The following is a 13,117-nucleotide window of genomic DNA, read 5'->3' as shown; positions in this document are numbered from 1 at the left end:
CTTTATGAATAAATCTGAACATAGACACCAACTCATCCGTGCGCTTGTAGCCAAAAATAAGATTCATACACAGGCAGAGTTGCAGGCCTTACTAGCTGAAAATGATATTCAAGTCACACAGGCCACTCTATCACGCGATATCAAAACCATGAACCTCTCAAAAGTTCGCGAAGAAGATCATTCTTACTACGTTTTAAATACTGGTTCCATCTCCAAATGGGAAAAACGCTTAGAAAACTATATGGAAGATGGCTTGGTCATGCTACGCCCTGTCCAGCATCAGGTAGTCCTTAAAACCTTGCCAGGTCTTGCCCAATCGTTTGGAGCTGTTCTTGATGCACTCGATTTTAAACAAATCATTGCTACCGTATGTGGTGATGATGTCTGCCTTCTTATCTGTGAAAATGCTGAAGAAGCACAAACTTGCTTTGAAATTCTTAAAAAATTTGCGCCACCTTTTTTCTTCAATGACTAAAAAATCCCCCGTGATGAATCCAATCACGGGGTTCTGTTTTATCAATGTCGATAGGCTACTTTTCTTCTTTATCAGCCTTCTCATTGACTTTTTTTTCTCGTGCCAATCTAAGAGCACGTTTGGGATTGAGACGATTAAACAATTCTTCTAGTTTCTTTTCATTCCATACATCTGCTGCAGAAACAAAATTTCCGTCTGCATCTCGGAATGATATCGGTTTATCTCCCATATCTGTCTCCTAGTCTACAAATTCAAACTCAAATTTACCGATGCGTACCAAGTCTCCATCCTTGGCTCCACGCGCACGAAGGGCTTCGTCAACCCCCATACCACGTAACTGACGAGCAAACTTCATGACAGACTCATCACGATCAAAGTTGGTCATGTTAAAGAGTTTCATGAGTTTTTCACCAGAAAGTACCCATGTAGCATCATCATCGCGGCTAATCTCAAAGGCCTTTTCTTCCTCGTCAAAGCCATAGTAAGCTTCTTCTTCCATATCAGACTCGTCATAGAGCAAGAACTCTGGAGTCTTATCTAACAATTCAGCTGTCGCATCCAAAAGAGTTGCTAACCCTTGCTTGGTTAATCCAGAAATAGGGAAGATGGCTGGTAGTTCTTCAAACTCGTCGTAGTCTGCTGCCAATTTCTTCTTGAAGGCTTCAAGATTTTCCTGACTTTCAGGCATGTCCATCTTGTTGGCTACGATGATCTGCGGACGCTCCATAAGACGAAGGTTGTAGGATTCCAATTCTTTATTGATAGCAAGGTAATCTTCATAAGGATCACGCCCTTCGCTAGCCGACATATCGACGATATGAAGGATGACTCGAGTGCGTTCAATATGACGAAGGAACTGAGTCCCCAAGCCGACACCCTGGCTAGCTCCCTCAATCAAACCAGGAAGATCCGCCACGGCAAAGGATTCACCTGACTGCGTACGAACCATGCCCAGATTTGGGACAATTGTCGTAAAGTGGTAGGCACCGATTTTTGGTTTGGCTGAAGTAATGACACTAAGCAAAGTTGACTTCCCGACAGATGGAAAACCGACCAAACCGACATCCGCTAAGATCTTTAATTCTAGTTGCAACTCACGTTCCTGACCCGGCTCTCCATTCTCAGAGATTTCAGGTGCAGGATTTTTTGGCGTGGCAAAACGGATATTTCCACGACCACCACGACCGCCATGTGCCACGATAAATTCTTGGCCATGCTCAATCAAGTCTGTAATGACTTTTCCTGTCTCAGCATCACGTACAGTCGTTCCTTGTGGTACACGAACACGAAGGTCTTCTGCACCACGCCCATGCATTCCTTTGGTCATTCCTTTTTCACCGGAATCAGCCTTGAAATGACGGTTATAGCGGAAATCCATCAAGGTACGCAAGCCTTCGTCTACAACGAAAACAACGTTACCTCCACGTCCGCCATCACCACCCCAAGGACCGCCATTCGGGACATATTTTTCACGACGAAAGGCAACCATACCATCGCCACCATTACCAGCCTTGACCTTAATCTTGGCTGTATCTAAAAACATACTCATATTTTCTTCTCACTTTAAAAAGGCTGGGGAGAACCCAGTCATTAGTTATTGTTTCTATCTTAGCAACTTGCTTAGAATCTGCTAAAAGCTCCAAGTGCTGTCGCAAAGATACCAGCAAGGGTTACAAACAACATAATTAGCACGACAAAAAGCGTTACTTTTTCAAACATTGTTTTTTTACGTTTTCCATTATCTCCAAAAGCCATCTGGACTCCTTTTTATTTCTCTTTGTTCTATTCCGATTTTCTTTTAATATTCGCTAGAAACAGGTGCAATTACCCATAAAATCAAGTAAGCAAGTATCCCTGCCCCATAACAAAAAGCAAGAACACCCCAAATCACACGAACAATGGTGGGATCAATATCAAAATAGTGGGCTACTCCTGCACAAACGCCACCAATTTTTTGGTCTCTTCCACTTCTCATAAATTTTTTCGCCATCTTTTATTCTCCTATATTTTTACTAATCTCTCCAGTAATCCCGGATGCTAGACAACTGCTTTTTAGAAGCCTTTAATATTCGTTTGGACTCTTTAACTGGGGTTGAAACAGCCTGCTGAGGTAGGTACAAAATAGTTTTTAAGAATCGCTGTGTCATGGGTTCGTCGCCACGTAGTTCCTGCTCAAATTTATTCGAAATAATGGCATCGAGATAAAACTCATGGACTCGTTTCCCAAAATTCTCAGCAGAAATCTCATACAACTTGTCAGCTAACTTCTGCTCATCCATATCTGGAGTGGCGATCAAGGCCTCCAATATTGCACCAGCAAGGTCCTGTTCTCCATAGTAGAGGGTTCCAAACATTTTGTCACTGATCAGATTATCCAGATAAGGATTACCATGAGCGATGACAGGCGTTCCACTGGCTAGACTCTCTAGATAAGTCAGGCCTTGGGTTTCACTAGTGGATGCAGAGATAAAGAAATCTGCCGCCTTATAGTACAAGGCTGTTTCACTTGGAGCGATCATACCAGTAAAAATCACCTGATCTTGAATTTGCAACTGGACTGCTTGTTCTTTCAGACTGTCCAGATAAGGACCGTCACCAGCAACAACCAGCTTCACCTTGTTTTCTTCTTTCAAAACCTCCGCAAAGGCGGCTAGGACCGCTTGGATATTTTTCTCAAAGGAGATACGAGAAAGACTCAGTAACATTTTCTCGCCTTCCTGAATACCTAACTTCGAACGGAGTTCTTGTAAGTTTTCCTCTTTGATCTCAGGTCGTTCAAACTTAGCTAGCTCAATTCCAGTTGGGATAACACGCTTTTCAACTTTGACTTTGTATTTAGATAAAAGGTCCCGAACAATCTCACTAGGGCAAATCACGCCATCTACATCATGAAGGAAGCCACGCACCAGATATTTTACCATACTCGGCCGAATCAGCATACCCTTAGCAATGTAATGTACATAGTCTTCATACTGGGTATGGTAGGTATGGATAACAGGAATTTTCAATTCTCTCGCAATCCAAATCCCTAGTAAACCTAGTGAAAACTCTGTTTGTGTATGAATGATATCTAGCTGATACTGTTTGGCAATCTCAAGCGCCTTTGTAAAACCACGATAGGCAAATCGTCGATCTTTAAATGCAAAGAAAGGGACACTCGGAATGCGAATAATTTGCCAATCCTCGTATCGGTTCACGTCTTTATCGGTAGTTGTAAAGATAAAAACTGCATGCCCTTGCTTTTCAAGTTCTGTCTTCAAGGTTCGAATACTGGTCGCAACCCCAGAAACTTGAGGGAAATAGGTGTCAGTAAATAAACCAATTCGCATAGATTACCTCACTTTTTGCCTAGAGCCGCCTGCTCCCGATAGAACTTCAACCAGATTTCCAATAAATGCTCCTCGGAATACTCTTTAGAAATCTCTCTAGCTTTTTCTTTCAAGTTTTTCAACTTTCCAGGATGATCTTTGTATTCAAGAATGGCTTCTCTCATCTCTGAAACATCACTTGTAGCACGATAATTCCCTTCGAGAATGACCTTGTATAGATCTAAATCCCTCAACATAATCGGTGCTTCACAACTAGCTGCCTCTAAGATAGTCATAGGGAATAATTCATTGTAACTTGGTAGCAAGAAGAGATCCGCTAAAGCATAGAGCTCTCGCATTCGTTCTGGAGGAACAATACCTGGAAAAATTAGATTTTTAGGTGGATTGTCCATGATTTTTTTATAGCGTTCATAACCATCTGTCATCCCGCCAAATGAAAAACCACCAGCCCAGATAAAGGTAATTTCTGGCAATTCCTCCGCAAGGCGGATAAAGTCATCAATTCCTTTACGTTTCTGAACCTGACCTGCACCGACAACAACAAACTGATCCTCAGCTAAATCCATTTCCTGACGAAGTTTTGCTACTTGGTCAGCTGGCAGTGGATGCCATTTTTCCTTATTTACAAAATTTGGAATATAAGTTACTTTTTCACGTGGAATACCAGCTGCCACCAAATCCTCGATAAACATGGGATTGACCACCACTAGGTGTTCCATTCTGTTGTAAAATGAAAAAACATAGCGCTTGATAATTCCCTTTAAGAAAAATGGAATTTTCAAACTTCCTTCAAGCGTATCAGGCAAAAAATGCACATAGCCAATTTTTCTCCCAGATCGCTTCTTTTGGAATGTAGATAAATAATAAGGGAAATCAATGGTATGAAAGTGGGTTACATCTGCCTCAACAGGAAGATTTTCCGTAACAATTAACTGATCTTGGGCATCACGATGTAGGAGACGTACCAACTCGCGGTAGGCTCCTGACACCCCTTGACCAGCCACTTTTTCACTTGAACTTAGCATATTAATACGCAATTTTTCGTTTTCCATACCTTTCATTATACCATTTTATTTCCAGAAAATCAGCAAAAGAAAGAGAGACCAGAGGAAAAAGAAGGAGATTTCCTCATTTTCCAATCGTCTCTCACATTTTTCTTAGTCTTTATTTAATTCCTAGGGCGATACGTGCATAGCGACTCATTTTTTCAACCGTCCAAGCTGGATACCAGACCAATTTAACTTCGGTATTGGTTACTTCAGGCACATCTGTCATCGCATCATGTATCTGGTCTGTTAAGAGGTCAGCCAGTGGACAGCCCATAGTTGTCAAGGTCATATCAATTTCAGTGTGACCTGTCTCACCATCAAAACGAATTTCATAAATCAAACCTAGGTTGACAATATCAATTCCCAACTCAGGGTCGATGACCTCTTCCAAGGCAGTCAAAACACGAGTTTTAATCGTTTCAATTTGCTCTTCTGTATAAGCCATATTCATCCTCACTCTAATCTTCAATAAAATCACGAAGCGGTTTACTGCGACTTGGTTGACGTAATTTTCTCAAAGCCTTGGCCTCGATCTGACGGATACGTTCACGAGTTACGTTAAAGACTTTCCCAACATCTTCAAGGGTGCGCATTTTCCCATCGTCCAGTCCAAAGCGCAAGCGCAAGACGTTTTCTTCACGGTCTGTGAGAGTATCCAAGACTTCATCCAACTGCTCGCGCAAAACGATTCGAGTTGTGTAGTCTACTGGATTTTCAATCACTTCGTCTTCGATAAAGTCCCCAAGATGGCTATCGTCCTCTTCACCAATCGGTGTTTCAAGTGATACTGGCTCTTGGGCGATTTTCAAGATTTCACGGACCTTGTCAGGTGTCATATCCATACGCTCAGCGATTTGTTCAGGAGTCGGATCTTGACCCAATTCTTGAAGGAGGTTACGCTGTTCACGGACGAGTTTGTTAATGGTTTCTACCATGTGAACCGGGATACGAATGGTACGAGCCTGATCAGCGATGGCACGAGTGATCGCCTGACGAATCCACCAGGTTGCATACGTAGAAAACTTGAAGCCTTTTGAATAGTCAAACTTGTCCACTGCCTTCATCAAGCCCATGTTTCCTTCTTGAATCAAGTCAAGAAACTGCATGCCACGCCCTACGTAGCGCTTAGCGATAGAAACCACCAAACGAAGGTTGGCCTCTGCAAGACGTTGTTTAGCTTCGATATCACCAGCTTCAACCGCAAGGGCCAATTCTTTTTCCTCTTCGTTGGTCAAGAGAGGAACAACCCCGATTTCCTTCAAATACATACGGACTGGATCATTAACCTTGGCTGAAGTTGAGCCAATCAAGTCCTCATCACTGAGTTCTGGCTCTTCTTCTGTACTAAGGACACGTGCACTTGGATTTCCTTCGTTATCTGTGATAGAAATTCCAGCATCCTGAATCCGTTGCAAAAGGTCTTCAATACCGTCTGCATCTAGGGTAAAAGGAATCACCAGACTTGAATTGATTTCGTCGTCTGTTGCTGTTCCTGTTTTTTTGTGGTTACGGATAAAGTCTGCTACTTGCACATCAAATGTGGTTACTTCTTTTTGTTTTGTTGCCATTATTACTCCATTCTTCTCTTTTGGGAAATCAATCGTTGCAATTCTTCCAAGGCTGTGTCTGTATCTCCTACATGACTAGCTTCCTGCACTTTCTTTTTAATCCTTAAATTGTCCTTGCTGAGGAGAGCACGGTTACGAGTCGCTTCAACTTCAGAAAGTTCTTGAGGCGACATCTCTGCTGGCAAATCCAAGCTAAGCACATGGTACCAAGCATTTTCAACCTCAGGAGTCTGATGAGAAAGTTCCTCTGATCCGATTTCTCCCTCTACATTTAATAATTCGTAAAGAATCTGAAATTCTGGGGTATCAAAGAAAAAATCTTCTCTTAATCGGTAGTCATTTAAAACAACTGGATTCTCTGCCATCCTATAAAGGAGATGAGCCTCTGCTCTCATAACTGCTGTCAGTTGACGCGTCACAGGTAAACTAATCGCTACTGGTGTAGGTTGCTCCCTGACCCTCTCCTGCCTTTGAACAATCCGGCTTTCATTTACAATCTGTTCTACCTGCTGGTAATCAAAGGAAGGTAGGTTATCCGCCAGAATGTGGATGTAAGAATTCTGGGCAGTGATCGACTTTTCTTTGGCGATTAAGGGCGCAATCTTTTCAATGAACTCGATTTGCGCTTGCAAGTTATCACTATTTTCTGGCTTAAGCTGGTGAATATAGAACTCTATGGGACTAATCCGAGTCTTGGTTAAGAGGTAGGCCAGATCTTCAGGAGAATTCTTTTGTAAATACTCATCTGGGTCCATGGCATCAGGTACTCGGACAACTTCCACTGAAAAGTCTTTTAACTCCTCCAGAGCTTTGGCTGTTGCTGCCTGTCCTGCCTTGTCACCATCGTAGCTGAGAACAATTTTTTTGGTGAAGCGTTTGAGGTGGTCAACATGCTCCTTACTTAAGGCTGTCCCCATAGAAGCTACAGCATTTTCTATACCAGCACGGTAGGCCGCGATAACATCCATGAAGCCTTCCATCAGATAGAGCTCTGTAATCTTACCTGTTCCCTTTTTTGCCTTGTCCAAATGATACAATTCGTAACTCTTGTTAAAAATTGCGGTCGAGCGACTATTTTTGTACTTGGCAGTCTGACTATCCGTTTCTTGCCAGATACGACCTGAAAAAGCAATAACCTGCCCCTTGTCATTGGTCAAAGGAAAGATGATACGTCCGAAAAAAGTATCATAAAACTGATTGCCATCTGACAAGTAAAACAAGCCCGAATCCAATAAATCCTTTTCCTCAAACTTGTCAGATAAACGTTGGTAGAGATAGGTTCTCTCTGCTGGAGCCAGTCCAATCTGGAAGTGCTTCAGAACATCATCCGTCAATCCACGTTTGTAAAGATAAGCCCTTGCTTCTTCTCCCATCTTAGTCGTCATGAGAATTGCATGGTAAAAGCGGGCAGCTTCTTCATGCATATCATATAAAGCTTGATGAGGCGAAACCTGTTGAGGACGAGACTGGACAGGCATGGCTAGTTGAATACCGACTCGCTCCCCTAAGAGCTGAACAGCTTCCATAAAGGACACACCTTGGTACTCTTCGATGAACTTAAAGACATCTCCTGAACGACCACATCCGAAACAGTGATAAAACTGCTTGTCTTCCACAACGTTGAAAGAAGGGGTCTTCTCACCATGAAAAGGACAGAGCCCTAAATAGTTCCGTCCAGCCTTTTGTAAAGAAATCACGTCGCCTATGACTTCCACAATGTTGGTATTGTTTTTGATCTCTTCGATGACTCTCTTGTCAACCATAGACAATACCTCCATTTTATCACAGTTTACTTTATATAGTATACTGTATTTCTGAAAAAAAGTAAACCATTTCATACCTTTTGCATGAGACTATTTCATAAGTTTCCAGCTATCATGAAAAACTGTATCTTCTGAGCAAATTTTCTACTCTTTGCAAAGAAATTAAAGACTATTTCACTTGATTTTCGAGGTTATTTTTCAATATCCTGCTAATATACTGACCATCTTTTCTACTAATGCAAGCCGTTGCATAAGTCAATGGTGCTTTGTATACCACTCCTCTATAGGATGGATCAGTCAATACAGGCATAGAATAATAGGCGTTCTTTTTATTTTTAAGGTCAATAAACCATTTACCTCCTAGGTGCTTACGGAAGGTTTCACCGATATAAACGGTCAAATAATCCAACATCTTTCGGTCTGCTATCAAAGCATGGTGGTCATCGTAGTGAGCCAAGATCCAAGCCTCCAAATCATCCAAAGACTGCATGCTATAGTCTAAATGAAGGCCTTGTTCCTCAGCAAACTCCCTAGTAAAATAGTCCATCTTAAATCCAATCTGAAAAATCCATTCCTGAAAATCTTCTTGTGTGTAAGTCATTTTTTACCTCCATAAACAATATGTTTTATTGAATTTTTTTCACTTTGAATGACTTATTATTATCCTAGATATCCTTGATTTTGATATTTTCTTAAAAGTATAGGAAAAATAAGTTTGAGTCGGCTCCATCCTATTCAGAAAAACTTAGTGGCACAATCTCTACATCCCCAAGATTATCAACCGAGTAACGTTGACTACCATTTTTAAACCAGCGTTCTAGAACGACATCATAGAGCATGAAGTGGGATTTTTCTTTAATCCAAGCTTCATCAATCCCATAAGGCTTTAAATACTCTAGTACTTCGTTTGGATTAGTTAAGTAAAAATTGGGTTTGTCCACAGTGCCCGCTCTCTTAAAATACGACTCCAAATTTATCTCCCCACTATCCTTATTTCTTATATTATACCCAGCTAAGTAGTATGCTAGTGAACTTTTGGAATCCGAAATTTCGATAGTTTGGTTAAGATTTTTATTCTTATAATTGTATCTAATAAATAGATATCTCCCATCAGATAATAGTTGCTGGTATTCAATAATAAAAGTTTCTTCAAAACCTACAATCACTTTTAAACTTTCATTTTCAGACAAGCCTGCATCAAGTCCTATAGGAATTATCCAGTCTGGATCTCTAAACGATTGACTTCCGTCAACGGCTTTACTAAAATCAGCAAGTCCAGGTAAAACACCACTATTTATCTCTGCATAGTTCATTTCTAAAAAAACATTGCTTAAAGATTCATACACTCCCTTATAATAATTCTTTTGATAGACACGATATAGACCAAACAAAGTTAGAAAAACTAATAAAGTTATGAGTACGATTTTTAAAATTTTTTTCATCTACCTTTTTCCTTACTTAAATCTTGGATAAGCTGAAGGTCACTTATAGATTGTATTCATTATTCTTTGACTGCTTCAATATTCTTAGATTTGGGCAATCAAACCTATCGATTCGTTAATTTGCATGAATATCCTTTTAAATCTAGGTTTAGAATTATCATAATATAAAAGTTTTAGAAGTCTTCGAAGTGTTTGAACTGCTACTTTTTTAATTTTTAAACCATTCGATAGCTCGAACTGTCAAAAACTCTGAGAATTGACGAATTCTATGTCTAGAATAGCTGATTTTAAATTCTATCTTGAATGGTTCTGAAAAATTTTTGGTTTACCACTTTAAAAGATGACATTCTATCACTTTCTCAACTCTTTAATCTTAAAGAGTCTAGGAATAATCTTATATTTATACTCCATGCTAATACTTATTATACTATAAAATGAAGCAACTTGGACAAGTGCACCAATTCATCTAATTATGAAACTAAAAAAACTAGAAACATCTGCATGTTTCTAAGTTAATCTTCACTATTTTTTGATGATTATTTAACTCATCTATTCAAATAATTGATAGTAGTCTGAGATTTTCATCTTAGCTTTTTCTTCTTTATTGAGGTCTTGGATGATACGGCCTTCCTTCATGACTATCAGACGATTTCCATACTTCAGTGCATCCTCCATATGATGGGTAATCATTAAGGCTGTTAGATGGTCCTTGCTGACAAAGTCATCTGTTAACTCCATCAAGGCAACACTTGTTTTTGGGTCAAGGGCTGCTGTGTGTTCATCCAACAAGAGCAACTCAGGTCGTTTCAAGGTTGCCATCAAGAGACTCAAGGCCTGGCGTTGACCGCCTGATAGAAACTCAATCGGAGTATCTAGATGTTTTTCAAGACCATTTCCCACTTTTTCAATGGTGGCTTGAAATTCTTCTCTATGGCTTGAAAGTCTCCTAGGAAGGAGTCCTCTCTTCTCACCACGAAACTTGGCGATCAAGAGATTTTCCGCCACCGTCATACGGGGAGCCGTACCCATCTTAGGATCCTGAAAGACACGAGACAAGTACTTAGCCCGCTTTTCAGGTGAAAAATGCGTCACGTCCTCGCCCATGATACGGATACTTCCACTTGTTAAAGGTAAGGTACCTGCAATAGTGTTAAAAAGCGTTGACTTCCCTGCTCCATTTCCACCTAGGATAGTAATGAAATCATGTTCGAAAATTTCAAGAGAAACATCATTCAGAATGATTTTTTCCTCATCAAAGCCATTCGTGATGACTTTGGTAGCATTTTTTAATTCTACAATTGCTGTCATTTGCTAAACTTGACTCCTTTCAAGTATTTGCTTTTGAAGGTTGGAATCATAAGGCAAACTGCCAAAATCAAGGCGCTGTACAAACGAAGATAACTTGTATTAAATCCAAGAGCAATCACTCCCCAAACGAGGAACTGATAAGCGATAGACCCTACTACGATGGTCATGAGTCGCTCTGCCAAGGTCAAACTCTTGAACAAAACCTCACCAATAATCAAGCTAGCAAGCCCTACGACAATCACTCCGATTCCTCTAGAAACATCTGCATATCCTTCTTGTTGAGCGATTAAGGCCCCTGCAAGCGCGATAATCCCATTTGAGAGAACCAAGCCCATGAGTTCCATACGACCAGTATGAATTCCAAAACTACGAGCCATATCAGGATTATCACCTGTAGCGATGTAGGCCTGACCTAGTTTAGTATCAAGGAAAAAGAGCATAAGGCCAATAACAAGAGCTACAAAGATTAATCCAGTCAGAAGTTGGTTAAGGTCTGAATCAAAAGGCAAGACATCCTGAATTTGCTTGGTTCCAAGAAGCCCCAGATTGGCACGTCCCATAATCATGAGCATGATGGAATGGCAGGAAGTCATGACCAGAATCCCTGATAAGAGGGTTGGGATTTTTCCTTTGGTATATAAGAGACCTGTCGCCATTCCAGCTAGACAGCCCGCCCCTACTGCAGCTAAGGTTGCTAAAAACGGATTGACTCCCTGTGTTATCAAGGTTACAGCTACTGCTCCCCCAAGAGGAAAAGAGCCCTCAGTAGTCATATCAGGGAAATTCAAAATTCGAAAAGTCATAAAGATTCCCAAACCTAAAATCGCCCAGACCATCCCCTGAGAAATAATGGATACTATCATAATCTTTCACTCATTTCTTTCTTTAGTAAAAATGGGAGGAGATGTCCCCAACTCCTCCTTTATCTTTATTCAATCACTTGTCCTGCTTCTTTTAGAACGGACTCAGGAATGGTGATACCAAGTTCCTGCGCTAGTTTTTTGTTAATCACTGACTTACCAGTTGAGAAGACATTAACTGGCGTATCAGCTGGTTTTTCACCTTTCAATACTTTGGCAATCATTTTACCAGTAGCCACTCCAAGATCGTGTTGGTCAACTACTACAGATGCCAGACCTCCTGCTTCTACCATGGCAGTTGCGCTTGGGTAGATTGGTTTTTTAGCTGTTTGGTTGCTTGATACAACTGTTGGGAAGGCTGATGCGATGGTGTTGTCAATTGGAACCCAGATAGCGTCGACCTTGCTGGTCATAACATTAACGGTTGAAGCAATTTCGTTAGTCGAAGGAACGGCAAAGGTTTCGACTGTCAAACCTGCTTTTTCAGCATAAGCCTTGAATTCTTCTACCTGTGTTTTTGAGTTATCTTCGCTACTTGAGTAAAGAGCTCCGATTGTTTTGACATTTGGTGTGAGGGTTTTTATCAATTCTACTTGTTGTTCAGCAGGGTTGTGGTCTGATACCCCCGTGATGTTGCCACCTGGTTTTTTCAAATCTTTGACCAAGTTAGCACCGATTGGGTCTGTAATAGCAGCCATGATAACAGGTAGGTCTTTTGTAGCACTAGCTAAACCTTGAGCCGCTGGTGTCGCAATCCCAACAACAACATCGTTTCCATTTGCTACTAACTGCTTACTCATGGTTGCAACCTTGCTCTGATCGCCTTCAGAGTTCATAAAGTCGATTTTTACCTGGTCGCCCTTATATCCTTCTTCAGCTAGTCCATCTTGAATCCCTTGGTAAATCAAGTCCAAGGATGGGTGACTAACAAATTGAAGGACACCAACCTTAGCAACCTTTTGCTCTTCCTTAGCTGCAGGCTTATTCATTGATGAATAAATCAAGCTAGCCACTACCAATACTGCTAATCCAGCGATAATTCCAATTAAACGTTTATTCTTCATATTTTTCTCCTTTAAATCACTTGTACTATACTCTTTTCACTCAAAACAAGCGACGCCATCGTTTAAATTCCAATATCTTTCCTCCCCATAGAAAAAGTCCTCACACAAAAAACTTGTGTGAGGACGTCGATGCGCGGTGCCACCTCAATTATAGGGATTATCCCTATCGCTCTTTCTCGCAATAACGAGTTGCACTGTAAGGTGTGCTCACCGAATTTTTATGATTTCAAATTCTTAAAAACATTCAGCCCAATTTTCA

At 40.9% G+C, this 13,117-nt stretch carries 15 protein-coding genes and 1 other annotated feature (1 of these 16 running past the window's edge); of the genes, 1 reads left to right on the top strand and 14 read right to left on the bottom strand.

From position 1 onward, the window contains the following. Positions 1–4 precede the first annotated feature (4 nt). Positions 5–475 carry an arginine repressor gene (locus tag K1I53_RS00885; protein WP_223327589.1) on the top strand — a complete coding sequence of 157 codons (471 nt, stop codon included), beginning with the start codon at positions 5–7 and terminating at the stop codon, positions 473–475. A 55-nt stretch (positions 476–530) separates the two neighbouring features. Here K1I53_RS00885 and K1I53_RS00880 read toward each other — a convergent pair whose 3' ends face one another. From K1I53_RS00880 to trpX, 14 genes are all read right to left on the bottom strand, one after another. After that, on the bottom strand, positions 531–704 hold the full coding sequence (locus tag K1I53_RS00880; protein ID WP_223327588.1) for a hypothetical protein: 174 nt from the start codon (positions 702–704) through the stop codon (positions 531–533). A gap of 9 nt (positions 705–713) precedes the next feature. Beyond that, positions 714–2,024, bottom strand: a complete 1,311-nt coding sequence (gene obgE / locus K1I53_RS00875; protein ID WP_223327587.1) for a GTPase ObgE — start codon at positions 2,022–2,024, stop codon at positions 714–716. Positions 2,025–2,095: 71 nt separating this feature from the next. After that, the gene (locus K1I53_RS00870) at positions 2,096–2,230 is read right to left on the bottom strand and encodes a DUF4044 domain-containing protein (RefSeq protein ID WP_000863854.1); all 135 of its coding nucleotides are present in this window, start codon (positions 2,228–2,230) and stop codon (positions 2,096–2,098) included. Between the two features lie 43 nt (positions 2,231–2,273). After that, entirely contained in the window at positions 2,274–2,465 is a 192-nt protein-coding gene (locus tag K1I53_RS00865; RefSeq protein WP_001074502.1) for a PspC domain-containing protein, read from the bottom strand. A 22-nt stretch (positions 2,466–2,487) separates the two neighbouring features. Next, positions 2,488–3,804: a glycosyltransferase family 4 protein gene (locus K1I53_RS00860; protein ID WP_223327585.1), complete on the bottom strand. Its 1,317-nt coding sequence runs from the start codon at positions 3,802–3,804 to the stop codon at positions 2,488–2,490. Positions 3,805–3,812: 8 nt separating this feature from the next. Further along, the gene (locus K1I53_RS00855) at positions 3,813–4,856 is read right to left on the bottom strand and encodes a glycosyltransferase family 4 protein (RefSeq protein WP_223327583.1); all 1,044 of its coding nucleotides are present in this window, start codon (positions 4,854–4,856) and stop codon (positions 3,813–3,815) included. A gap of 112 nt (positions 4,857–4,968) precedes the next feature. Beyond that, complete coding sequence (locus K1I53_RS00850) at positions 4,969–5,298, bottom strand: metal-sulfur cluster assembly factor (RefSeq protein WP_223327581.1); 330 nt, start codon at positions 5,296–5,298, stop codon at positions 4,969–4,971. Between the two features lie 13 nt (positions 5,299–5,311). After that, positions 5,312–6,421 (bottom strand): RNA polymerase sigma factor RpoD, encoded by a 1,110-nt coding sequence (gene rpoD, locus K1I53_RS00845; protein ID WP_000201893.1) that lies wholly within the window; start codon positions 6,419–6,421, stop codon positions 5,312–5,314. A gap of 2 nt (positions 6,422–6,423) precedes the next feature. Then, positions 6,424–8,184 (bottom strand): DNA primase, encoded by a 1,761-nt coding sequence (gene dnaG, locus K1I53_RS00840; RefSeq protein WP_223327579.1) that lies wholly within the window; start codon positions 8,182–8,184, stop codon positions 6,424–6,426. A 169-nt stretch (positions 8,185–8,353) separates the two neighbouring features. Next, entirely contained in the window at positions 8,354–8,785 is a 432-nt protein-coding gene (locus tag K1I53_RS00835; RefSeq protein WP_223327577.1) for a hypothetical protein, read from the bottom strand. 130 nt (positions 8,786–8,915) lie between these two features. Then, positions 8,916–9,626, bottom strand: a complete 711-nt coding sequence (locus K1I53_RS00830; RefSeq protein ID WP_223327575.1) for a TipC family immunity protein — start codon at positions 9,624–9,626, stop codon at positions 8,916–8,918. A 549-nt stretch (positions 9,627–10,175) separates the two neighbouring features. Then, positions 10,176–10,934, bottom strand: a complete 759-nt coding sequence (locus K1I53_RS00825; RefSeq protein WP_000125419.1) for an ABC transporter ATP-binding protein — start codon at positions 10,932–10,934, stop codon at positions 10,176–10,178. Next, entirely contained in the window at positions 10,931–11,797 is an 867-nt protein-coding gene (locus K1I53_RS00820; protein ID WP_223327573.1) for an ABC transporter permease, read from the bottom strand. The genes K1I53_RS00825 and K1I53_RS00820 overlap by 4 nt, the downstream gene beginning before the upstream one ends. A gap of 65 nt (positions 11,798–11,862) precedes the next feature. Further along, entirely contained in the window at positions 11,863–12,858 is a 996-nt protein-coding gene (gene trpX, locus K1I53_RS00815; RefSeq protein ID WP_223327571.1) for a tryptophan ABC transporter substrate-binding protein, read from the bottom strand. A gap of 116 nt (positions 12,859–12,974) precedes the next feature. Continuing rightward, positions 12,975–13,117, bottom strand: a binding site (T-box leader); it runs 74 nt beyond the window's last position.

Source organism: Streptococcus oralis (genome assembly GCF_019929365.1).
GTDB classification, from domain to species: domain Bacteria; phylum Bacillota; class Bacilli; order Lactobacillales; family Streptococcaceae; genus Streptococcus; species Streptococcus oralis_BT.
The sequence above is the reverse complement of the archived record's forward strand: the minus strand, read 5'-3'. Positions and strand labels throughout refer to the sequence as shown.